At 70.9% G+C, this 22,271-nt stretch carries 16 protein-coding genes and 2 tRNA genes; 13 read left to right on the top strand and 5 right to left on the bottom strand.

What is annotated here, in order from left to right:
• Positions 1–78 precede the first annotated feature (78 nt).
• Positions 79–2,739, top strand: coding sequence for an aconitate hydratase AcnA (gene acnA, locus ABZW30_RS04595; protein WP_355669557.1), 2,661 nt, complete (start codon positions 79–81; stop codon positions 2,737–2,739).
• 173 nt (positions 2,740–2,912) lie between these two features.
• Here the strand turns inward: acnA and pepN are convergent, their stop codons facing one another.
• Entirely contained in the window at positions 2,913–5,477 is a 2,565-nt protein-coding gene (pepN, locus tag ABZW30_RS04590) for an aminopeptidase N (RefSeq protein ID WP_355669556.1), read from the bottom strand.
• Positions 5,478–5,687: 210 nt separating this feature from the next.
• Between pepN and ABZW30_RS04585 the strand changes: the two genes are divergently transcribed.
• On the top strand, positions 5,688–6,338 hold the full coding sequence (locus ABZW30_RS04585; RefSeq protein WP_355669555.1) for a DsbA family protein: 651 nt from the start codon (positions 5,688–5,690) through the stop codon (positions 6,336–6,338).
• A 77-nt stretch (positions 6,339–6,415) separates the two neighbouring features.
• Here ABZW30_RS04585 and ABZW30_RS04580 read toward each other — a convergent pair whose 3' ends face one another.
• Entirely contained in the window at positions 6,416–7,723 is a 1,308-nt protein-coding gene (locus tag ABZW30_RS04580) for an amino acid permease (RefSeq protein ID WP_355669595.1), read from the bottom strand.
• A 384-nt stretch (positions 7,724–8,107) separates the two neighbouring features.
• Between ABZW30_RS04580 and ABZW30_RS04575 the strand changes: the two genes are divergently transcribed.
• The 4 genes from ABZW30_RS04575 (at position 8,108) to ABZW30_RS04560 (ending at position 11,495) form a co-directional block, all read left to right on the top strand.
• Positions 8,108–8,707, top strand: coding sequence for a biotin transporter BioY (locus tag ABZW30_RS04575; RefSeq protein ID WP_355669554.1), 600 nt, complete (start codon positions 8,108–8,110; stop codon positions 8,705–8,707).
• Positions 8,708–8,754: 47 nt separating this feature from the next.
• Complete coding sequence (locus ABZW30_RS04570; protein ID WP_355669553.1) at positions 8,755–9,240, top strand: ribose-5-phosphate isomerase; 486 nt, start codon at positions 8,755–8,757, stop codon at positions 9,238–9,240.
• 332 nt (positions 9,241–9,572) lie between these two features.
• Positions 9,573–10,799, top strand: coding sequence for a PP2C family protein-serine/threonine phosphatase (locus ABZW30_RS04565; RefSeq protein WP_355669552.1), 1,227 nt, complete (start codon positions 9,573–9,575; stop codon positions 10,797–10,799).
• 498 nt (positions 10,800–11,297) lie between these two features.
• The gene (locus ABZW30_RS04560; protein WP_355669551.1) at positions 11,298–11,495 is read left to right on the top strand and encodes a hypothetical protein; all 198 of its coding nucleotides are present in this window, start codon (positions 11,298–11,300) and stop codon (positions 11,493–11,495) included.
• 140 nt (positions 11,496–11,635) lie between these two features.
• On the opposite strand, the gene ABZW30_RS04555 is transcribed toward ABZW30_RS04560, so the two are convergent.
• Complete coding sequence (locus tag ABZW30_RS04555) at positions 11,636–12,430, bottom strand: DUF6348 family protein (protein WP_355669550.1); 795 nt, start codon at positions 12,428–12,430, stop codon at positions 11,636–11,638.
• A 190-nt stretch (positions 12,431–12,620) separates the two neighbouring features.
• Between ABZW30_RS04555 and ABZW30_RS04550 the strand changes: the two genes are divergently transcribed.
• Positions 12,621–13,181, top strand: coding sequence for a hypothetical protein (locus ABZW30_RS04550; RefSeq protein WP_355669549.1), 561 nt, complete (start codon positions 12,621–12,623; stop codon positions 13,179–13,181).
• 74 nt (positions 13,182–13,255) lie between these two features.
• Here ABZW30_RS04550 and ABZW30_RS04545 read toward each other — a convergent pair.
• A tRNA-Gly gene (locus tag ABZW30_RS04545) sits at positions 13,256–13,326 on the bottom strand.
• Between the two features lie 169 nt (positions 13,327–13,495).
• Here ABZW30_RS04545 and ABZW30_RS04540 point away from each other — a divergent pair.
• The 5 genes from ABZW30_RS04540 to clpX all read left to right on the top strand — a co-directional run bounded on the left by ABZW30_RS04540 (position 13,496) and on the right by clpX (position 18,415).
• Positions 13,496–13,569, top strand: a tRNA-Pro gene (locus ABZW30_RS04540).
• Between the two features lie 300 nt (positions 13,570–13,869).
• On the top strand, positions 13,870–15,270 hold the full coding sequence (tig, locus tag ABZW30_RS04535; protein WP_355669548.1) for a trigger factor: 1,401 nt from the start codon (positions 13,870–13,872) through the stop codon (positions 15,268–15,270).
• A 280-nt stretch (positions 15,271–15,550) separates the two neighbouring features.
• A complete protein-coding gene (locus ABZW30_RS04530) occupies positions 15,551–16,159 on the top strand; it encodes an ATP-dependent Clp protease proteolytic subunit (RefSeq protein WP_355669594.1) in 609 nt (202 codons plus the stop codon).
• Between the two features lie 56 nt (positions 16,160–16,215).
• Positions 16,216–16,878 (top strand): ATP-dependent Clp protease proteolytic subunit, encoded by a 663-nt coding sequence (locus tag ABZW30_RS04525; protein WP_153460658.1) that lies wholly within the window; start codon positions 16,216–16,218, stop codon positions 16,876–16,878.
• 247 nt (positions 16,879–17,125) lie between these two features.
• Positions 17,126–18,415: an ATP-dependent Clp protease ATP-binding subunit ClpX gene (gene clpX / locus ABZW30_RS04520; protein ID WP_063347569.1), complete on the top strand. Its 1,290-nt coding sequence runs from the start codon at positions 17,126–17,128 to the stop codon at positions 18,413–18,415.
• A gap of 67 nt (positions 18,416–18,482) precedes the next feature.
• On the opposite strand, the gene ABZW30_RS04515 is transcribed toward clpX, so the two are convergent.
• On the bottom strand, positions 18,483–19,331 hold the full coding sequence (locus tag ABZW30_RS04515) for a hypothetical protein (RefSeq protein ID WP_355669547.1): 849 nt from the start codon (positions 19,329–19,331) through the stop codon (positions 18,483–18,485).
• A 190-nt stretch (positions 19,332–19,521) separates the two neighbouring features.
• On the opposite strand from ABZW30_RS04515, the gene ABZW30_RS04510 reads away from it, so the two are divergent.
• Positions 19,522–22,158 (top strand): valine--tRNA ligase, encoded by a 2,637-nt coding sequence (locus ABZW30_RS04510; protein ID WP_355669546.1) that lies wholly within the window; start codon positions 19,522–19,524, stop codon positions 22,156–22,158.
• Positions 22,159–22,271 lie beyond the last annotated feature (113 nt).

The following is a 22,271-nucleotide window of genomic DNA, read 5'->3' as shown; positions in this document are numbered from 1 at the left end:
GAGATCGGCCTAAGTAAGGCTGACCTTACCACCGCGTGACGCCCGGATATAGCACGAAGCACCCAGAAGGAGTCAGTCGTGTCCGCGAACAGCTTCGACGCCCGCAGCTCGCTGCAGGTGGGCGACGAGTCGTACGAGATCTTCAAGCTCTCCGCCGTCGAGGGTTCCGAGCGGCTGCCCTACAGCCTCAAGGTGCTGCTGGAGAACCTGCTCCGCACGGAGGACGGCGCGAACATCACCGCCGAGCACATCCGCGCCCTCGGCAACTGGGACGCCACGGCCCAGCCGAGCCAGGAGATCCAGTTCACCCCGGCCCGCGTGATCATGCAGGACTTCACCGGTGTGCCGTGCGTGGTCGACCTCGCCACCATGCGTGAGGCCGTCAAGGAGCTGGGCGGCGACCCGGCCAAGATCAACCCGCTGGCCCCGGCCGAGCTGGTCATCGACCACTCCGTCATCGCCGACAAGTTCGGCACCAAGGACGCCTTCACCCAGAACGTCGAGATCGAGTACGGCCGCAACAAGGAGCGCTACCAGTTCCTGCGCTGGGGCCAGACCGCCTTCGACGAGTTCAAGGTCGTCCCGCCGGGCACCGGCATCGTCCACCAGGTGAACATCGAGCACCTGGCCCGCACCGTCATGGTCCGGGGCGGCCAGGCCTACCCGGACACCTGCGTCGGCACCGACTCGCACACCACCATGGTCAACGGCCTGGGCGTGCTGGGCTGGGGCGTCGGTGGCATCGAGGCCGAGGCCGCCATGCTCGGCCAGCCGGTCTCCATGCTGATCCCGCGCGTGGTCGGCTTCAAGCTGACCGGCCAGCTGCCGGCCGGCACCACCGCCACCGACCTGGTGCTCACCATCACCGAGATGCTGCGCAAGCACGGTGTGGTCGGCAAGTTCGTCGAGTTCTACGGCGACGGCATCGGCGCCATCCCGCTGGCCAACCGCGCCACCATCGGCAACATGTCGCCGGAGTTCGGCTCGACCTGCGCGATCTTCCCGATCGACACCGAGACCGTCAACTACCTGAAGCTCACCGGCCGCGACGAGCAGCAGCTCGCCCTGGTCGAGGCGTACGCCAAGGAGCAGGGCCTCTGGCACGACCCGTCGGTCGAGCCGGTCTACTCCGAGTACCTGGAGCTGGACGTCTCCACCGTCGTCCCGTCGATCTCCGGCCCGAAGCGCCCGCAGGACCGCGTGATCCTGGCCGAGGCCGCGCAGAAGTTCGCCGAGGCGCTGCCGACCTACTCCTCCGAGGCCTCGAAGCCGACCACCGTCACCGCCCCCGACGGCTCGACCTACGAGATCGACAACGGCGCGGTCGTGATCGCCTCGATCACCTCCTGCACCAACACCTCCAACCCCTCCGTCATGCTGGGCGCCGCCCTGCTGGCGAAGAAGGCCGTGGAGAAGGGCCTGCAGGTCAAGCCCTGGGTCAAGACCACCCTGGCGCCGGGCTCCAAGGTCGTCATGGACTACTACGAGAAGGCCGGCCTGCTCCCGTACATGGAGAAGCTGGGCTTCAACCTGGTCGGCTACGGCTGCGTCACCTGCATCGGCAACTCGGGCCCGCTGCCCGAGGAGGTCTCGGCCGCCGTCAACGCGTCCGACCTCGCGGTCGTCTCGGTGCTCTCCGGCAACCGCAACTTCGAGGGCCGGATCAACCCCGACGTCAAGATGAACTACCTGGCCTCCCCGCCGCTGGTGGTCGCCTACGCCCTCGCCGGCAACATGAACGTCGACATCACCAAGGACGCCCTGGGCAAGGACGCCGACGGCAACGACGTCTTCCTCTCCGACATCTGGCCGTCGGAGCAGGAGGTCGCCGACGTCGTCGCGGGCTCCATCGACCAGGACATGTTCGACAAGGGCTACCAGGACGTCTTCGCCGGCGACTACCGCTGGCAGTCGCTCCCGGTCCCGACCGGCAACACCTTCGAGTGGGACGCCGAGTCCACCTACGTCCGCAAGCCCCCGTACTTCGAGGGCATGGCCAAGACCCCGAGCCCGGTGACCGACATCGCCGACGCCCGCGTCCTGGCCAAGCTGGGCGACTCGGTCACCACCGACCACATCTCCCCGGCCGGCAACATCAAGCCGGGCACCCCGGCGGCGCAGTACCTGACCGCCAACGGTGTCGAGAAGCGTGACTTCAACTCCTACGGCTCGCGCCGTGGCAACCACGAGGTCATGATCCGCGGCACCTTCGCCAACATCCGCCTGCGCAACCAGATCGCGCCGGGCACCGAGGGCGGCTACACCCGCGACTTCACCCAGGCCGACGCGCCGGTGTCGTTCATCTACGACGCCTCGCAGAACTACCAGGCCGCCGGCATCCCGCTGGTCGTCCTGGCCGGCAAGGAGTACGGCTCCGGCTCGTCCCGTGACTGGGCCGCCAAGGGCACCGCGCTGCTGGGCGTCAAGGCCGTCATCGCCGAGTCCTACGAGCGCATCCACCGCTCGAACCTGATCGGCATGGGCGTCCTGCCGCTGCAGTTCCCGGAGGGCGAGAACGCCGACTCCCTCGGCCTGACCGGCGAGGAGACCTTCTCCATCACCGGTGTGACCGAGCTCAACGAGGGCCGCACCCCCGCGACCGTCAAGGTCAAGGCCGTCGGCCCGAACGGGAGCAGCAACGAGTTCGACGCGGTCGTCCGCATCGACACCCCCGGTGAGGCGGACTACTACCGCAACGGCGGCATCCTGCAGTACGTGCTGCGCTCGCTCATCGGCTGAGCCCCGCACTAGCGACTGAAGAGGCCGGACCGCACTTCGCGGTCCGGCCTCTTCGGTGCACGCCGAGGACATCCGCCGCGCGCTCGGCGCCGCCCGCGAGTACCCGACGGCCGCCGCGATCGACGCGAAGGGGCCCGCCGACACGGAGTCGGCGGGCCCCTTCGCTCAGCCGGTCAGGCCCGGTCGCAGGCCTGCGCCCGCAGTGCGCGGGCCAGGTCGTCCCGGCGCTCCAGCACCAGGCGGCGCAGCGCCGGCGCGGCCTGCGGACGGCCGGACAGCCAGGCGTCGGCCTCGGCCAGGGTCTGCTCGTCGGTCTGGGCGGTCGGGAAGAAGCCGCCGACGATCCGCATCGCGATCTCGATGGTCCGCTCGGCCCAGACCTTCTCCAGCAGCTTGAAGTACGGCGCCGCGTAGAGGACGGTCAGGTCCCGCTGGGCGGGGATCGAGAAGCCCGCGGTGTTGGCCTCGACCAGGGCGCTCGGCAGTTCGTCCGAGTCGATCACGGCCGACCAGGCGGCGGCCTTGGCCTCCGGGGTGGGCCGGGCGGCCAGGCACTGGGTGTACTGGCGCTTGCCGCCCGCGGTGTTGTCGGCGGTCAGTTCCCCGGCCAGTTCCTCGTCGGTGGCCTGCCCGGCGGCGGCCAGCGCCAGCCACAGCGACCAGCGCAGCTCCTGGTCGACCTCCAGGCCGTCGATCCGGGCGCTGCCGGCCAGCAGGCCGCGGACCAGGCCGAGGTGCTCGGCGCCGCCCGCGGTCTGGGCCAGGAAGCGGGCCCAGGCCAGCTGGTGGTCGCTGCCGGGGACGGCCTCGCGCAGCTCGCGCAGGGCGCCGTCGGCGAGCTGCCGGGCGCCCTCGGCGCGCCACTCGGGGGCGGCGTACAGGTCGACGGCGGTCCTGGCCTGGGCGTGCAGCGACTGCAGCACGCCGATGTTGCCCTCCTGGCCGGCGAAGCGCAGCACCAGGGCGACGTAGTCGCGGGCCGGCATCAGGCCGTCCCGGGTGAGGTTCCAGACGGCGGACCAGGCGAGCGCGCGGGCCAGCTCGTCGCGGATGGCGCCGAGGCCGGTGCGCAGGGTCTCCAGCGAGTCGGCGTCGAAGCGGATCTTGCAGTAGGTCAGGTCCTCGTCGTTGAGCAGGACCAGGGCCGGGCGCGGGCGACCGACCGCCTCGGCGACGACCGTACGGGCGCCGGTGACGTCCAGCTCGATCCGCTCGGTGCGTACCAGGGCGCCGTCGGCGTCCCGGTCGTACAGGCCGACCGCGATCCGGTGCGGGCGAAGTACGTCGCCGTCCTGGAGGACGGCGAGTTCGGTGATCCGGCCCTCGGCGTCGGTGGTGACCTGGGGGGTGAGCGCGTTGACCCCGGCGGTCTGCAGCCAGGCGGCGGCCCAGCTCTTGAGGTCGCGCCCGCTGGTCTCCTCCAGCACGTCCAGCAGGTCGGCCAGTTCGGTGTTGCCGAAGGCGTGCCGCTTGAAGTAGCGGCGGGCGCCCTCGAAGAAGGCCTCCGAACCGACGTACGCGACCAGCTGCTTGAGGACGGCGGCGCCCTTGGCGTAGGTGATGCCGTCGAAGTTGAGCTTGGCGTCCTCGAGGTCGCGGATGTCGGCGGTGATCGGGTGGGTGGTGGGGAACTGGTCCTGCCGGTAGGCCCAGGCCTTGCGCTGGTTGGCGAAGGTGACCCAGGCGGAGGAGTACCGGGTGCGGGCGCCGATCAGGCCGTAGGAGCCCATGAAGTCGGCGAAGGACTCCTTCAGCCACAGGTCGTCCCACCAGCGCGGGGTGACCAGGTCGCCGAACCACATGTGCGCCATCTCGTGCAGGATGACGTTGGCGCGGGACTCGTAGGCGGCGTCGGTGACCTTCGAGCGGAAGACGAACTCCTCCTTGAAGGTGACGCAGCCCGGGTTCTCCATCGCGCCGATGTTGTACTCGGGGACGAAGGCCTGGTCGTACTTGCCGAAGGGGTACGGGAAGTCGAACTCCTCGTGGAAGAAGTCGAGTCCGAGCTTGGTGACGCCGAGGATCTCCTCCGCGTCGAAGTACGGGGCGAGCGACCTGCGGCACATCGCGGAGAGCGGGATCTCCAGGGTGGTGCCGTCGGCGAGTTCGCGGCTGTAGTGGTCGCGGGCGACGTGGTACGGGCCGGCCACCACGGCGGTGAGGTAGGTGGAGATCGGCTTGGTCGGCGCGAACTCCCAGGTACGGGCGGCGCCTTCCTCGGTCACGGCCTCGTGCACGGCGTTGGACCGCACGTCCCAGGCGGCCGGGGCGGTCACCGTGAAGCTGAACGGGGCCTTCAGATCGGGCTGCTCGAAGTTGGCGAACACCCGCCGGGCGTCGGCTGGCTCGTAGTGGGTGTAGAGGTAGGTCTCGCCGTCCACGGGGTCGACGAAGCGGTGCAGGCCCTCACCGGTGCGGCTGTAGGCGCAGTCCGCCTCGACGGTGAGGACGTTCTCGGCGGCGAGGCCGTCGACGTGCACCCGGGCGCCGTCGTAGGCGGTGGCCGGGTCCAGGGCGCGGCCGTTGAGGGTGACCGAGCGGACGGCCGGGGCGAGCAGGTCGAGGAAGGTGGCGGCGCCGGGCTGGGAGCAGCGGAAGGCGACGGTGGTGGTGGAGCGGAAGGTGGTGGCGGCCGGGTCGAGGGCCGAGGTCAGGTCCAGCCGGACCCGGTAGCCGTCCACGGCCAGGATGCCGGCTCGCTGCTGTGCTTCCTCGCGGCTCAGGTTCTTGCCCGGCACGGCGGTACTCCTTTGTCCGGCTCGCACGGTGGTGCGTCTCTGGGTGGTGCGGTCCCGTGCGCGGTGTGCGTCGCGCACGCAGGGTCATCCTTTCACGCTCACCCTGGCCAGTACCATTGCACAAGCCGCCGCGTCCGGGCCGGAATCACCGGTGCCGGACGGGTGTTGGGGTGCTGGAGGGGGGAAGACCCCGCTGCCTCGGATCACCTCATGAAGGACGAGACCCCAGTGACGACTGCCGCTGAGCGCAAGACCGCCGACTTCTGGTTCGACCCGGCCTGCCCGTGGGCGTGGATGACGTCCCGCTGGCTGATCGAGGTCCAGCAGCTGCGGCCGGTCGACGTGAACTGGCACGTGATGAGCCTGTCGGTGCTCAACGAGCACCGCGACCTGCCGCAGCAGTACCGCGAGCTGCTGGACAACGCCTGGGGCGCGGTGCGGGTCTGCATCGCGGCCGCCCAGCAGCACGGCGAGGAGGTGCTGGGCCGGCTCTACACCGAGCTGGGCCTGCGCTTCCACAACCAGGGCCTGCCGCAGAACCGGGAGACCGTCGAGGCCGCCCTGGTGGCCGCCGGCCTGCCCGCCGAGCTGGCGGACGCGGCCGACACCGACGCCTACGACGAGGCCCTGCGCGCCTCGCACAAGGAGGGCATCACCCTGGTCGGCGAGGACGTCGGCACCCCGGTGATCGCGGTCGAGGGCGCGGACGGCGAGCGGGTCGCCTTCTTCGGCCCGGTCGTCACCCCGGCCCCGAAGGGCGAGGCCGCGGCCCGGCTCTGGGACGGCACCCTGCTGGTGGCCTCCACCCCGGGCTTCTACGAGATCAAGCGCACCCGTACGGCGGGGCCGTCCTTCGAGTAGGCCCACCGGCACACGGAAGGGCCCGGTACCGAGCGCTTGGGTTCCAGCGGTCGGTACCGGGCCCTTCCGTGCACGTCCTAGCCGGCGGCCGCGGCCCGGCGCTGCTTGACCAGCCCGGCCGCGATCAGCAGCACGACCAGCACCCCGGCCGCGTACAGCTGCTGACGGTTGCCCTCGGTGGTGGTCATCAGCGCGAGGATGCCGGCCACAGCGGCCATCGCGACCCAGGTCAGGTACGGGTAGCCCCACATCTTCACGGTGAGCAGCTCGGGCGCCTCCTGCTCCAGCCGACGGCGCATCCGCAGCTGGACGATGCAGATGAACAGCCAGACCACCAGGATCGCCACGCCCGTGGTGTTCATCAGCCAGGTGAACACGGTGGCGGGCCAGAACTTGGCGGCCAGCACGGCGCCGAAGCCGAACAGGCAGGAGGCCAGCACGGCCCGGCGCGGCACCCCGCCGCTGACCTTGGCCAGCGCCTTGGGGCCCTGGCCGCGGCCGACCAGCGAGTACGCCATCCGGGAGGCGCCGTAGATGTTGGCGTTCATGGCGGACAGCAGCGCGATCAGCACCACCGCCTCCATGATCGTCCCGGCCGCGGGCACCCCGAGGTGGCTCAGCACCGTGACGTACGGGCCGTCGGCGACGACCGCCGGGTCCTTCCAGGAGACGAGGGTGACCACCAGGGCCATCGAGCCGATGTAGAAGATCGCGATCCGCCACACCGCCGTGCGCACCGCGTTGGCGACGTTCTTCTTGGGGTCGTCGGACTCGGCCGCGGCGATGGTCACCGTCTCCAGGCCGCCGTAGGCGAAGACCGAGGCGAGCAGGCCGACGATCAGCCCGCTGACGCCGTTGGGCAGGAAGCCGCCCTGACCGGTGAGGTTGCTCGTGCCGGGGGAGCCCGGGCCGATCACACCGGCGATGCCGAGCCCGCCGAGGACCAGGAAGGCGACGATCGCGGCGACCTTGATGGTGGCGAACCAGAACTCGAACTCACCGAAGTTCTTCACCGCGGTCAGGTTGCTGACGCAGAAGAAGACCATGAACAGGCCGACCCAGACCCACGCCGAGACGCCGGGTATCCAGCCGTTGACGATCTTCCCGGCGGCGGTGGCCTCGGCGGCCACGCCGCAGCAGAGCATCACCCAGTACATCCAGCCGGCCGTGATCCCGGCCCAGGGGCCGATCTCCTTCTCGGCGTGCACCGAGAACGAGCCGGAGGCCGGACGGGCGGCGGACATCTCGCCGAGCATCCGCATGATCAGCATGACCAGCAGGCCGGAGAGGGCGAAGGCGAGGATGATCGCCGGACCGGCAGCCGCGATGCCCGCGCCGGAGCCCACGAAGAGGCCGGCACCGATGACGCCGCCGAGGGCGATCATCGACAGGTGGCGCTGCTTGAGCCCGTGGCTGAGCTGCTGGCCGGGCGCCGGGCCTGAGCCCGCTCGGGTGGCGGCGTCGGTGGTCCCGGGCGCCGTGGGCGCGGGGGTGGGGGCCATAGGCATGGATCCAGACTGTGCGGAATGCGGCATGGGCTGTCCAATATCCGGGGAGTCCGTTGCTCATGCCAAGAACGTCCGCTTCGGGCCCACCATGCGGACCCGACCGCACCTCAGCGTCACCGTCCGGTGACGGAACGTCGCTTCGGGTCGGTTCCGACAACGCCCGAGGGCGGGGCTTTGTCCGAAACCGTGGCGGTGGCGCAGTGGATCACCGCGTAGGTTCACAGGTGTTCACTCACCTGGACCCTTACGGAGGATCCCCCGATGGCCACTGCCACCACCCCGATAGCGCGCCGCGCCGTCCTCGCCGACCTGGTGCCCGCCGCCTCCACCCGCGTCGGTGCCCAGGTCCGCGACCTGGCCCTGATGGTCGGCGGCGCCGCGCTGACCGGTGTGGCCGCCCAGCTGTCGGTGAACGTCCCCGGCTCGCCGGTGCCGGTCACCGGCCAGACCTTCGCCGCCCTGCTGGTCGGCACCGCGCTCGGGGCCCGCCGCGGCGTCGCCTCGCTCGCCCTCTACCTGCTGGCCGGCATGGCGGGCATGCCCTGGTTCGCCGAGGGCACCTCCGGCTGGGCCATGCCCTCCTTCGGTTACGTGCTCGGCTTCGTCCTCGCCGCCGCCGTGACCGGCGCGCTCGCCCGCCGCGGCGCCGACCGTACCCCGGTGAACACCGCCGTCACCATGGTCCTCGGCAGCCTGGCCATCTACGCCGTCGGCGTCCCGTACCTGGCCTTCACCCTGCACGTGTCGCTCGCCCGCGCCGCCGAGCTCGGTCTCTACCCGTACCTGGTCGGCGACGCGCTCAAGGCCGCCTTCGCCGCCGGCGCCCTGCCCCTGGCCTGGAAGCTGCTCGGCAAGCGCTGACGCCCCCGTTGTCGGGTCCGGGCGCACGCGCATGCCACACTCATGGCATGCGCGTGTACCTGGGCTCCGACCATGCCGGATACGAACTGAAGAACCACCTGGTGGAGTGGCTGAAGGGGGCCGGCCACGAGCCGGTCGACTGCGGGCCGCACATCTACGACGCCGAGGACGACTACCCGCCGTTCTGCCTGCGCGCCGCCGAGCGCACCGCCGCCGACCCGGAGGCCCTGGGCATCGTGATCGGCGGCTCGGGCAACGGCGAGGCGATCGCCGCCAACAAGGTCAAGGGCGTCCGCGCGGCGCTGGCCTGGAGCGTGCAGACCGCCGAGCTCGGCCGTCAGCACAACAACGCCAACGTGATCTCCATCGGCGGGCGCATGCACACCGTCGAGGAGGCCACCGAGTTCGTCGAGATCTTCCTCAACACCCCCTACAGCGGCGAGCCGCGGCACACCCGCCGGATCGAGATGCTGAGCGAGTACGAGACCACCGGCGAACTCCCGCCGATCCCGGCCCACCACCCGCAGGGCTGATCCCACCCCCCCACCCGCCCCCGACGGCCGGCCGCACCCTCCCGTGCGGCCGGCCGCCGCCGTTTCCGCCCGGGCCCGGCGGGGATCCGCGAGACCCGCCGCAAGCCCCGGACCTGTGGGATCGGCCACAGGCCCCGGCGCGCGCACACCCCCGCACGCGGGGCGCGCACACCGCTCGCCTGCTCCGTACGCCCAACCGGCGTAGGCCTCCTGACGGCGCGCCCGGCACCCCTCCGATCGGCCGAAACCCGCTGAGCGCCCCGCGCGCCGACGCCGCCGACCGCCCCCGAGCCGTCGACGCCGGGCCGCACCCGTGGATAGGGTCGGGCCCCATGGCTGGCAGACCGCCGGGCGCACCGCCCCAGACGACTGCGACGAGGCCCGGCGCCGCCCCGGCGTCCGAGCCCGTGACGGCCCGGCTGCGCAAGAGGCTCCGCCGGGTCCGCCGGAGGCTGCGCACGGCCGGTGTCGACTACTTCCGCGGCGGCTCCGCCGACTGGCCGGTGCTCTGCGCGCTCGCCCTGCTCGTCCCGCTGCTGATCGTGCTCAACGTCTGGATCCCCGACTGGGCCCCGCCCACCGCCCTGGTCCTGCCGATCCTGGCCGGCGCGCTGCTGCTGCGCCCCGGCAGCCTGGTGGTGCTCTACGCGCTGGCCGCCCTCGGCCTGTCCGCCGAGTCCGTGATCCACACCGGCCAGCGGGTCGCCAGCGAGAACCCGGAGGCCTACGTCTACGGCGTCACCCCCGGCGCGGCCCTGGTGGTCGGCGCCGCCGGGGTGGGCGGCTTGCTGCTGGCCCAGTTCCGGGCCCGGGTCGGCGTGCCCTGGTGGGGCGGCTCCACCATGCTGTTCGACCTGCGCGAGCGGCTGCGGGTGCAGAGCCGGGTTCCCCGGCTGCCGGACGGCTGGCACGCCGACATGGCGCTGCGCCCGGCCGGCGGGCAGTCCTTCTCCGGCGACTTCGTGGTGGCCGCCCGCACCGGCCCCGGCCAGCGGCTGCTGGAGGTGGTCCTCGCGGACGTCTCCGGCAAGGGCATGGACGCCGGCTCCCGGGCGCTGCTGCTGTCCGGTGCCTTCGGCGGTCTGGTCGGCTCGCTGCCCGCGCACGACTTCCTGCCCGCCGCCAACGGCTACCTGCTGCGGCAGTCCTGGGAGGAGGGCTTCGCCACCGCCGTCCACCTGGTGCTGGACCTGGACACCGGCGAGTACGAGCTGCTCTCGGCCGGGCACCTGCCGGGCATGCAGCGGCTGGCGGGCGCCGGCCGCTGGGAGGTCAAGGAGGCCGAGGGCCCGCTGCTCGGGATCTACGACGGCGCCAAGTTCGAGGGCGTGCGCGGCCGGCTGAACCGCGGCGACGTTCTGATGCTCTGCACCGACGGCATGGTCGAGGCGCCGGGCCGGGACCTCGCCGAGGGCATGGACCGGCTGATGGGGGAGGCGGACCGACTGGTCCCCGGAGGTGCCCCGGGCACCGGTGCGGGGGCCGCGGCCGCGCTGATCGAGACGGTGGCCCGGGACATCAACGACGACCGCGCGGTCCTGCTGCTCTGGCGCGATTGACGGCACGTCCCCGCACGACCGGGGCCGGGCCCGACGTCACATGCCGCCGGCAGCCCCGCTGTCAAGCCTGGCAGCTGATCTTCGGCCATATCGGACGCCCCGTCGGCTGACCGGATCAGCGGCTTCCGCTCCCTGCCCCCGGACGTTTCCCGGCCGCTCAGCACCGCCCCGCCGACCATTCGTCAGAACGGCTCCGCTATCGTCCCGGTCGGCGGAAACTCGTCTCGCATCGCAGGATATCGGCGTTGGGCTGACTGTCAGACCTTTACGCAATCGGCACGGTCGACCACACTGAGTCCGGGCGGGACTGTTCAGGATTCGGGGGATAGGGGGCGACACGTGCGGCACGTCAGACAGCGGTCGAGCGCGGGCTCCCTCACCGGCACTGCGCCGGACGGTCCGCGATTCCGCCTCGGGACCGTCGGACAGGCCGGGGTCCGGCTTCGCAGGTGCCGCCGGGCGGCGGCACCACGCTATGAAACGAGGAAGTGAGTCCGGGTGGCACTCTCCGTCTCCGCGCTGGTCCTGTTCGCGATCCTGTGCATCATCTTCATCCGGAACAAGCAGCTGAAGATCCCGCACGCGATCGTCGCCGCCCTGTTCGGCTTCATGCTGCACGAGACCACCATGGCGACCTCGATCAACTCCCTGCTGTCCAACCTGGCGCACAGCATCTCCAGCATCACCGGCGGCTGACCGGGCCGGGCCCCTCGCCCGCCCCGGGCCGAAGGGGCGCGCCGGTGCCGAAAGCGCCGGTGCCGAAAGGGAGAAGCGGGGGAGCGCCGACCGCCGGCACCGGATCAGGAGCGCCCCGGAGGCGAGCGGGCGGGTGGCGGTCACCGGCCGGCCCGTCTGGCCTGCCGCCAGCGGGCGAACAGACCCCGGGCGCGTGCCGCCGCCGGGGCCGGGACGCGCAGGGGCGCGGGTGCTGCGGCACCCGTCGGCGCGGCGGCTGTGACCGGTGCTGCCCGCTCCGCGGTCAACAGCACGAACAGCCGTGCCCAGCAAAGCCGTTCACCGCGCGGCCAGTCCAGCGCGCGGAGCGCGGCGGAGGCCGCCTCCGAGACCTCGCCGCCCACCCGGACCTCGGCGACGTCGTCGCCCGCCTTCCCGCCCAGGAAGAGCTTCACTCCCACCGGGCCCGGCCCGGTCAGCTCCGCGCGCAGCGCGGGCGCCAGCGCCGGCAGCACCCGGTGCTCGGCGAGCCAGGCCGCCAGGTGCTCGTTGCCGAAGCCGAACACCGCCGCCGGGCCCTGCACCGCGTGCCAGCCCGGGAGTTCGGGCAGATCGGGGTGGTCGGCATGCACCCCGCGCCCGTCCGCCAGCTCGACCAGCACCGAGGCGGTGGTGGTCGCCCACATCTTCACCGCGTTCGCGAGCTTCTCCTCCTCGGTCTTGCCGAGGCCCGCCGCGCAGTCCCAGACCACCGGCGCGTCCGCCCGGCCCAGTTGCAGCACGAAGCCGAGGTCCACGTGACCTGCGCCGTCGTCCCCGGGATGCTCGCGCACCGCCACCGCGGTGGTGCCCGGGCCGCGCACCACCTCGCCGTCCGGGAGGAACACCTGGCCCAGTCGCGCCATCTCCCGGACCACGCAGCGCTGTATGACGGCCAGTCGCTCCTGCGGATGCACCGGGACTCCTCCACCTCGGGAGCGCGCCGGCTGAGGTCGCGCTCGAACTGCGCTCGAACGCCGCCGAGGCTATCGGCCCGACCGCCAACCGGGAAACCGCCCGGACCCCCGGATCCTCCGGTCGCGGAAATGCCCTGAATGCCCCATTTTGGGGAGCGGAACCTGAAGGCCGCCCGCCTGGAGAGCCCGCATGCCCCGCACCGACCTGACGCCCCTTCCGCCGCTCCCGACCCCCCTTCGAGAGCTGCCGGCGGGCCCGGACGGCTCCGGCCTGGTCGCCGAGATCGAGGCCTACCTCGCCTCGCTGCCCGCCCCCGCGCGCACCCCGGCGCCGTACGTCTTCCGGTACGGCAGCACCCTGCGCCCCTGGCACGCCGGCCACCCGGTGCCCCGGGCCACCCTGCTCGACCGGGCGCTGCGCCGCCCCGCCCGGCCCGTCCCGGTCAGCGCCGCCGACCACCTGTGGCTCGCCTCCCGCTACATCGGCGCCCACGGATGGCTGCAGGGTGCGATGTGGGACCGGGCCGGGCGGGTCTGCCTGCTCGGAGCCCAGGCCGCCGTCCTGGCGTACGGCTACGGCACCGCGGTGACCGTGCGCACCGCCCGGGTCCAACTGATGGAGGTGCTGCACGCCACCGGGCGCCCGGCGCGTTCCCCGGACGAGTACAACGACCACCCCGCCACCCGGGAGGGTGATGTGCACCAGCTGCTCGACCGGGCAGCCGCCCGGGCCGCCCGGCTCGGGCTCTGAGGCCGCCGGGACCGCCTGGCCCCGGAAACGCCGACGGCCCCGGTGCGCTGAGCGCACCGGGGCCGGACCGGAAGAGCGGGCGACGAGAATCGAACTCGCGTGACTAGTTTGGAAGACTAGGGCTCTACCATTGAGCTACGCCCGCGCGACCCCCCGAGCCGTTTCCGGCCGGAAGTTCGGGAGACAGCGTACCTGGTCCGGTCGCTCCCGTGCACACCCCATTCGTCGCGCACCCTCTTCCGCCCCGTTCCGCCCCGCCCCGAAATAGTCGACGAGCCGTGCAGGCCCGGCGTGTACGCTTCCTCTCGGCACCACGGGGTGTGGCGCAGTTTGGTAGCGCGTCCGCTTTGGGAGCGGAAGGCCGTCGGTTCGAATCCGGTCACCCCGACAGTGAGTGCGCAGGGTCTCGCCCACCGGGGCGGGGCCCTGTTCTGTTGGGGCGGTACTGTGGCGCCTGGCGTCCGCCTTTCGTGGTACCGGTAGGATGGGGTGCTGGCGGTAGTCCCTGTGGCGTCCACCCAGGTCAACCGCACGAGGGCGAGGAGTCAAGCTCACCGTCCACCCCCCACGGGAGATGCAGCTCCAACCGCCCATCGCCCGTCTCGCCCGAACCACCCGTACCGGCTCCGGCCGGGCGGAACGGATCGGGCGGAGGCAACCTGACCGCAAGCCCCTAGGAGACCTAACCGTGAAGAGCGCCGTCGAGACTCTGAACCCGACCCGGGTTCGACTCACCGTCGAGGTGCCCTTCGAGGAGCTCAAGCCCAGCCTCGACGCGGCGTACAAGAAGATCAACCAGCAGGTCACGGTTCCGGGCTTCCGCAAGGGCAAGATCCCGGCTCGCGTCATCGACCAGCGTTTCGGCCGTGGCGCCGTGCTGGAGGAGGCCGTCAACGACGCCCTGCCGCGCTTCTACACGCAGGCCGTCGACGAGGGCAAGATCGAGGTCCTCGGCCAGCCCGACATCACCAACATCGAGGGTGTCGAGAAGATCGCCGACGGTGGTGACCTGAAGTTCACCGCCGAGGTGGACATCCGCCCGGAGATCACCCTGCCGGAGTTCTCCTCCATCGAGGTGACCGTCGACCCGATCGTCGTCTCCGACGAGGACATCGAGAAGTCGCTGGAGCAGCTGCGCGAGCGCTTCTCCTCGGTCAAGGACGTCGAGCGCGCCGCCGCCGCCGGTGACATCGTGGTCGTGGACCTCGTCGCCAAGGTCGACGGCGAGGTGCCGGAGGACGGCACCGCCAACGGCGTCAGCTACGAGATCGGCTCGGGCCGCCTGATCGACGGCATCGACGAGGCCGTGACCGGCCTGTCCGCCGGCGAGGAGAAGACCTTCGACACCGAGCTCAAGGGTGGCACCCAGGCGGGCAAGACCTCGGAGGTCACCGTCACCGTCACCGCCGTCCAGGAGAAGGAGCTGCCGGAGCTGGACGACGAGTTCGCCCAGCTGGCCAGCGAGTTCGACACCCTGGAGGAGCTGCGCGCCGACTCCCGCAAGCGCCTGGAGCGCATGAAGGAGTACGACCAGGCCACCCAGGCCCAGGAGAAGGTGCTGGACGCGCTGCTCGCGCTGGTTGAGATCGAGTACCCCGAGAAGCTCCTCAAGGACGAGATCGAGACCCGCAAGCACAACGTCGAGCACCACCAGCTCGAGCCGATGGGCCTGAACCTCGACACCTACCTGGAGACCCAGGGCAAGACCCGCGAGGAGTGGGACGCGGAGATCGAGGAGCAGGCGAAGAAGGGCATCAAGACCCAGTTCGTCCTGGACCAGATCGTCGCCAACGAGGAGCTGGGTGTTAACCAGGAGGAGCTCACCGAGCACCTCATCCGCCGCGCCGCCGGCTCGGGCCTCACCCCGGACCAGTTCGCCCAGCAGGTCGTCCAGGGCGGCCAGGTTCCGCTGCTGGTCGGCGAGGTCGCCCGCGGCAAGGCGCTGGCCACCGTGGTCGAGGCCGCCAAGGTCGTCGACACCGAGGGCAACGAGATCAACTTCGACGACGAGGACGAGGCGGGCGAGACCGTCGAGTCTGACGCCGCCGAGGCCGTCGAGGCTACTGCCGAGGAGAACACCGAGGCCTGAGCCCCGGTAGCCCCCTGAGGCAGCACAGCGGGCCCGGACGCCGTACGGTGTCCGGGCCCGCTGTCGTCCCGCCCGAGCGCCGGCGCGACCCTGCGCTCACAGCGAACAGTTCTGCGTGAGGGATTCTGCGGCCCGGCCTGCGCGTTAGGGTCCTTGGACAGCAACAATCACGACGTGATACCCGGAAGCTGTGCGACACCGTGACGGCCGTGGAGCGACCGTCCAAATCGACTGAGCAGGTGGCTAAGTGACGTTCCCGCAGATGCAGATGCCTGGCCCGATGGCGCCGCACGCCGCCGCTGGTGACGTGCTCGGCGGCCTTGGCGACCAGGTCTACAACCGGCTGCTGGGCGAGCGGATCATCTTCCTCGGCCAGCAGGTCGACGACGACATCGCCAACAAGATCACCGCCCAGCTGCTGCTGCTGGCCGCGGACCCCGACAAGGACATCTTCCTCTACATCAACTCCCCGGGTGGCTCGATCTCGGCGGGCATGGCGATCTACGACACCATGCAGTACATCAAGAACGACGTCGTCACCATCGCGATGGGCATGGCCGCCTCGATGGGCCAGTTCCTGCTGACCGCCGGCACCCCCGGCAAGCGCTTCTCGCTGCCGAACGCCAACATCCTGATGCACCAGCCCTCCGCGGGCCTCGGCGGCTCCGCCACCGACATCCGCATCCAGGCCGAGCAGCTGCTCCGCACCAAGAAGCGGATGTCCGAGCTGATCGCGCACCACAGCGGCCAGACCTTCGAGCAGATCACTGCGGACTCCGACCGCGACCGCTGGTTCACGCCGGAGGAGGCCAAGGCCTACGGCCTGATCGACGACATCATGCACAGCGCCGCGGACGTCCCCGGCGGCGGCGGCACGGGCGCTGCCTGAGCCTCGGCCCGGCCCGCGAGACCACAGCCACAACGCCCCGGAGGACAAGAACCCCCATGAACATCCCCAGCCTGTCGGCCGCCAAGGCCCGCGTCGAGGACATGCGCGCCGAGGGCCGCTACATCGTCCCGCGCTTCGTCGAGCGCACCACGCAGGGCATCCGCGAGTACGACCCGTACGCCAAGCTGTTCGAGGAGCGCATCATCTTCCTCGGCTCGCAGGTGGACGACGTCTCGGCCAACGACATCATGGCGCAGCTGCTGTGCCTGGAGTCGATGGACCCGGACCGCGAGATCCAGATGTACATCAACTCGCCCGGCGGCTCGTTCACGGCCCTGACGGCCATCTACGACACGATGCAGTACGTGAAGCCGGACATCACCACGGTCTGCATGGGCCAGGCGGCCTCCGCCGCGGCCGTGCTGCTCGCCGCCGGTACGCCCGGCAAGCGGATGGCGCTGCCGAACGCCCGGATCCTGATCCACCAGCCGTACACCGAGACCGGCCGCGGTCAGGTGTCCGACCTGGAGATCCAGGCCAAGGAGATCTTCCGGATGCGCGAGCAGCTGGAGGAGATGCTCTCCAAGCACTCCAACAAGTCGGTCGAGCAGGTGCGCGAGGACATCGAGCGCGACAAGATCCTGACCGCCGAGGAGGCCGTCGAGTACGGCCTGGTCGACCAGATCATCTCCACCCGCAAGACCTCGCTGACCTCCTGAGGCCGGCACCGTCGGGGCGGGGCGCGCACCCGGTGGCGCGCCCCGCCCCGGCCCGTTGGCGGGCTCTGTCACGGCATCTGTTCGGTATCAATTCGCCCAGGGCGTAGGGCAGACCCGGCGAAGAGGACGGAATCACGGGTCCGGCAGAGTACCGTCGGATAGCGAGACCGAGCGCCGTCGGCGCGGACGGTCCACAGCACCAGGCCCCGGAACCCCTGCGGGGCCCCTGGCGAAGGGGAAGCACCTCGTGGCACGCATCGGAGACGGTGGCGACCTGCTCAAGTGCTCGTTCTGCGGCAAGTCGCAGAAGCAGGTGAAGAAGCTGATCGCCGGCCCAGGCGTGTACATCTGCGACGAGTGCATCGACCTGTGCAACGAGATCATCGAGGAGGAACTCGCCGAGACCTCCGAGGTCCGCTTCGAGGAGCTGCCGAAGCCGCGCGAGATCTACGAGTTCCTGGACCAGTACGTGGTCGGCCAGGACCTCGCCAAGAAGGCGCTGTCGGTCGCCGTCTACAACCACTACAAGCGCGTCCAGGCCGGTGAGGCCGGCCGCAGCGGCGGCAACGGCCGCGAGGACGCCATCGAGCTGGCCAAGTCCAACATCCTGCTGCTGGGCCCCACCGGCTCCGGCAAGACGCTGCTGGCGCAGACCCTGGCCCGGATGCTGAACGTGCCGTTCGCGATCGCGGACGCCACCGCGCTGACCGAGGCCGGCTACGTGGGCGAGGACGTCGAGAACATCCTGCTCAAGCTGATCCAGGCGGCCGACTACGACGTCAAGAAGGCCGAGACCGGGATCATCTACATCGACGAGATCGACAAGGTCGCCCGCAAGAGCGAGAACCCGTCGATCACCCGCGACGTCTCCGGCGAGGGCGTGCAGCAGGCGCTGCTGAAGATCCTGGAGGGCACCACCGCCTCGGTGCCGCCGCAGGGCGGGCGCAAGCACCCGCACCAGGAGTTCATCCAGATCGACACCACCAACGTGCTGTTCATCGTCGGCGGCGCGTTCGCGGGCCTGGAGCGGATCATCGAGGGCCGCGCGGGTGCCAAGGGCATCGGCTTCGGCGCCAACATCCGCTCCAAGCGCGAGTCGGACGCCAGCGACCACTTCCGCCAGGTGATGCCCGAGGACCTGGTGAAGTTCGGCATGATCCCCGAGTTCATCGGCCGTCTGCCGGTGATCACCAGCGTGCACAACCTCGACCGCGAGGCGCTGCTGCAGATCCTCACCGAGCCGAAGAACGCGCTGGTCAAGCAGTACCGCAAGCTCTTCGAACTGGACGGCGTGGAGCTGGAGTTCTCCCGGGACGCGCTGGAGGCGATCGCCGACCAGGCGATCCTGCGCGGCACCGGCGCGCGGGGCTTGCGGGCCATCATGGAGGAGGTGCTGATGTCCGTGATGTACGAGGTCCCCTCGCGCCAGGACGTCGCCCGCGTGGTGGTCACCGGGGACGTGGTCTCCAAGCACGCCATCCCCACCCTCGTCCCGCGCGACATGATCAAGCGCGAGCGCCGCGAGAAGAGCGCCTGACCCGACGGCAGTCACGCGAGGGCCCCGCACCGGATCCGGTGCGGGGCCCCTTCGCATGACGTGCGCGTTACTTGGCGACCTTCATGGCGTCGCGGATCGCCCGGGTCTTCTCCGCGGCCTGGTCCGGGGTGATGCCCTGGTTGGTGTCACTGCCGGTGCTGCCCAGGCTGAGGTGGGTGAAGGTGACCCGGCCGAAGGTGGACTTGTCCGCCCACACGCAGATCGTCGGCCCGGGCTTGCCCGCGATGACGCTGGCCACGCCGCAGCTGAGCTTGCCCGCGGAGGCGTGGCTGTCCTTGGCGGGGTAGTCGGCCATCGGCGTGGTCCAGGTCAGCCCGCCGCTGTCCTTCTTCGAGTCGGCGATGAGCTGGTCCGGGTCGTTGAGGTCCCCGTAGATGCCGATGATCGACAGCGAGTCCATGTTCTTGATGTCGGAGCCCTTGCTGTAACTGGCGCCCAGCTCGTTCAGGTCCTTGCCGAACTTCGCAGCCTGGGGGTTACTCGTGTCGGCGGCCTTCTCCTGCGCCGACTTCTGGACGTAGCCGTCCAGCAGCGTCTGCGGGGCGGTGAGCTTGTACTGGCCGCCCGCGTCGCTGCCGCCGAGGAACTTCCAGGCCGCGAACCCGCCGCCGCCCAGCACCAGGGCGCCGATCACCAGGCCGATCACCAGACCGCCCTTGCCCTTCTGCGGCTGCGTCGGGTAGCCCGGCTGCCCGTACGGTGCCTGCGGCGGCACACCGTACGGCTGCTGCGGGGCGCCGTAGGGCTGCTGCGGCGGGTACCCGTACTGGGGCTGCGGGGCGCCGTAGGGCTGCTGCGGTGGCGGGGCGCCGTAGGGCTGCTGCGGCGGCGGGGCGCCGTAAGGCTGACCGCCGTAGGGCTGACCCTGCGGATACTGCTGTCCCTGGCCGTACATCTGTCCTCGTGCTCCCCCGCCGCACCCGCGGCCGATCGTGGTGTTGGGTAGTTCCGTGCACGTCCGGATACCCGGACGAGCGTCCGGGCACGCTACCGCACGGTGTCCGTGACGGGAGCGTCGGGCGGGGCGAGTCCACGGACCGAAAGCGGTTCGTAACCAGCGCCCGGGGTTACGTAAACTGTGCGTCGTGACCGACACGACGAACCAGCGCCCCGTGAGCACCACCGGGGACGATGCGGCAACCCTCCCGACGACCTACACCCCCGCGGACGTAGAGGGCGAGCTGTACGAGCGCTGGGTAGAGCGTGGGTACTTCACCGCGGACGCCAAGAGCGACAAGCCCCCGTTCACCATCGTCATCCCGCCGCCGAACGTCACCGGCAGTCTGCACCTCGGCCACGCCTTCGAGCACACGCTGATCGACGCGCTGGTCCGCCGCAAGCGGATGCAGGGCTACGAGGCGCTGTGGCAGCCGGGTATGGACCACGCCGGCATCGCCACCCAGAACGTGGTCGAGCGCGAGCTCGCCAAGGAGGGCAAGTCCCGCCACGACCTGGGCCGCGAGGCCTTCGTCGAGCGCGTCTGGAAGTGGAAGGCGGAGTCCGGCGGCCAGATCTCCGGTCAGATGCGCCGCCTCGGCGACGGCGTGGACTGGTCCCGCGAGCGCTTCACCATGGACGAGGGCCTCTCCCAGGCCGTCCAGACCATCTTCAAGAAGCTCTTCGACGACGAGCTGATCTACCGCGCCGAGCGCATCATCAACTGGTGCCCGCGCTGCCTGACCGCCATCTCGGACATCGAGGTGGAATACCAGGACGACGACGGCGAGCTGGTCTCGATCCGCTACGGCGAGGGCGAGAACTCCATCGTCGTGGCCACCACCCGCGCCGAGACGATGCTCGGTGACACCGCGGTCGCCGTCCACCCGGAGGACGAGCGCTACAAGCACCTGATCGGTACCGAGATCGAGCTGCCGCTGACCGGCCGCCGCATCCCGATCGTCGCCGACGCCCACGTCGACCCGGAGTTCGGCACCGGCGCCGTCAAGGTGACGCCCGCGCACGACCCCAACGACTTCGAGATCGGCCAGCGGCACAACCTGCCGAACATCGCCGTGATGGACGAGCACGCCGTCATCACCGCGCACGGCCCCTTCCTCGGCCTGGACCGCCTGGAGGCCCGCTCGGCGATCGTCGCCGCGCTGCGCGCCGAGGGCCGGATCGTCGCCGAGAAGCGTCCGTACGCCCACTCGGTGGGCCACTGCTCGCGCTGCAAGACCACCATCGAGCCGCGGCTGTCCATGCAGTGGTGGGTCAAGGTCGGCCCGCTCGCCAAGGCCGCCGGTGACGCGGTCCGCGACGGCAAGGTCAAGATCCACCCGCAGGAGATGGAGAAGCGGTACTTCGACTGGGTCGACAACCTGCACGACTGGTGCATCTCGCGCCAGCTGTGGTGGGGGCACCGCATCCCGGTCTGGTACGGCCCGAACGGCGAGATCGTCTGCGTCGGCCCCGACGAGCAGCCGCCCACCGGCGAGGGCTGGCGCCAGGACACCGACGTCCTGGACACCTGGTTCTCCTCCGGCCTGTGGCCGTTCTCCACGCTCGGCTGGCCGGAGCAGACCGACAGCCTCGCGAAGTTCTACCCGAACTCCGTGCTGGTCACCGGCTACGACATCCTGTTCTTCTGGGTCGCCCGGATGATGATGTTCGGCCTCTACGCGATGGACGGCACCCCGCCGTTCCACACCATCGCGCTGCACGGCATGGTCCGTGACCAGAACGGCAAGAAGATGTCGAAGTCCTTCGGCAACGTGGTCAACCCGCTGGACTGGATGGACAAGTACGGCTCCGACGCGCTGCGCTTCACGCTCGCGCGCGGTGCCAACCCGGGCGTCGACGTGCCGATCGGCGAGGACTGGGTCCAGGCGGCCCGCAACTTCGCCAACAAGATCTGGAACGCCACCCGCTTCGCGCTGATGAACGGTGCCACCGTCGAGGGCCCGCTGCCCGCGCCGGAGGAGCTGACCGCGAGCGACCGCTGGATCCTGTCGCGCCTGGGCAGCACCGTCGCCGAGGTGGACGGGCTGTACGAGGACTACCAGTTCTCCAAGCTCTCCGAGGCGCTGTACCACTTCGCCTGGGACGAGGTCTTCGACTGGTACGTCGAGCTCTCGAAGACCACCCTGGCCAAGGGCGGCCCGCAGGCCGACGCCGCGCGCCGGGTGCTCGGCGAGGTCCTGGACGTCACCCTGCGGCTGCTGCACCCGATCGTGCCCTTCGTCACCGAGACGCTGTGGACCACGCTCACCGGTGCCGAGTCGGTGGTCATCGCCGACTGGCCGAAGGACAGCGGCTTCCGCGACTCCGAGGCCGAGGCCGAGATCGCCACGCTGCAGCAGGTCGTCACCGAGGTCCGCCGGTTCCGCACGGACCAGGGCCTCAAGCCGGGCCAGCGCGTCCCGGCCGCCCTGGAGCTGGACGGCACCGCGCTGGCCGCCCACGAGGACGCGATCCGCTCGCTGCTGCGGCTGACCGCCCCCGAGGAGGGCTTCGCGGCCACCGCCTCGCTGCCGGTGGCCGGCGCGATCGTCTCGCTGGACCTCTCCGGCACCATCGACGTCGCGGCGGAGCGCAAGCGCCTCGCCAAGGACCTCGCGGCCGCCGAGAAGGAGAAGGCCCAGACCACCGCCAAGCTCGGCAACGAGGCCTTCCTGGCCAAGGCGCCGGACGAGGTGGTCGCCAAGATCCGGGGCCGTCAGGAGGCCGCCGAGGCCGACATCGCCCGGATCACCGCCCAGCTCGCGGCGCTGCCGCAGGGCTGAGCCGCCCGCGCCCGTTGAGGGGCCGCACTCCGCGACACGCGGGGTGCGGCCCTCGGCGTTTTCCGGACGCCGCTCCGGACGCTGTTTTAGCTACGCCCAATAGAGCAGAACAT

Source organism: Kitasatospora sp. NPDC004669 (assembly GCF_040609455.1).
Classification (GTDB): Bacteria; Actinomycetota; Actinomycetes; order Streptomycetales; family Streptomycetaceae; genus Kitasatospora.
This window is presented reverse-complemented; position numbering and strand designations above follow the sequence as displayed.

Coding starts and splice junctions, on each gene's coding strand:
- ABZW30_RS04585 (WP_355669555.1), top strand. CDS start 5,688: ATGAAGGACGAGACCCCAGTGACGACTGCCGCTGAGCGCAAGACCGCC.
- ABZW30_RS04580 (WP_355669595.1), bottom strand. CDS start 7,723: ATGATCGCCCTCGGCGGCGTCATCGGTGCCGGCCTCTTCGTGGGCTCC.
- ABZW30_RS04575 (WP_355669554.1), top strand. CDS start 8,108: ATGGCCACTGCCACCACCCCGATAGCGCGCCGCGCCGTCCTCGCCGAC.
- ABZW30_RS04570 (WP_355669553.1), top strand. CDS start 8,755: ATGCGCGTGTACCTGGGCTCCGACCATGCCGGATACGAACTGAAGAAC.
- ABZW30_RS04565 (WP_355669552.1), top strand. CDS start 9,573: ATGGCTGGCAGACCGCCGGGCGCACCGCCCCAGACGACTGCGACGAGG.
- ABZW30_RS04550 (WP_355669549.1), top strand. CDS start 12,621: ATGCCCCGCACCGACCTGACGCCCCTTCCGCCGCTCCCGACCCCCCTT.
- ABZW30_RS04530 (WP_355669594.1), top strand. CDS start 15,551: ATGGCGCCGCACGCCGCCGCTGGTGACGTGCTCGGCGGCCTTGGCGAC.
- ABZW30_RS04525 (WP_153460658.1), top strand. CDS start 16,216: ATGAACATCCCCAGCCTGTCGGCCGCCAAGGCCCGCGTCGAGGACATG.
- ABZW30_RS04515 (WP_355669547.1), bottom strand. CDS start 19,331: ATGTACGGCCAGGGACAGCAGTATCCGCAGGGTCAGCCCTACGGCGGT.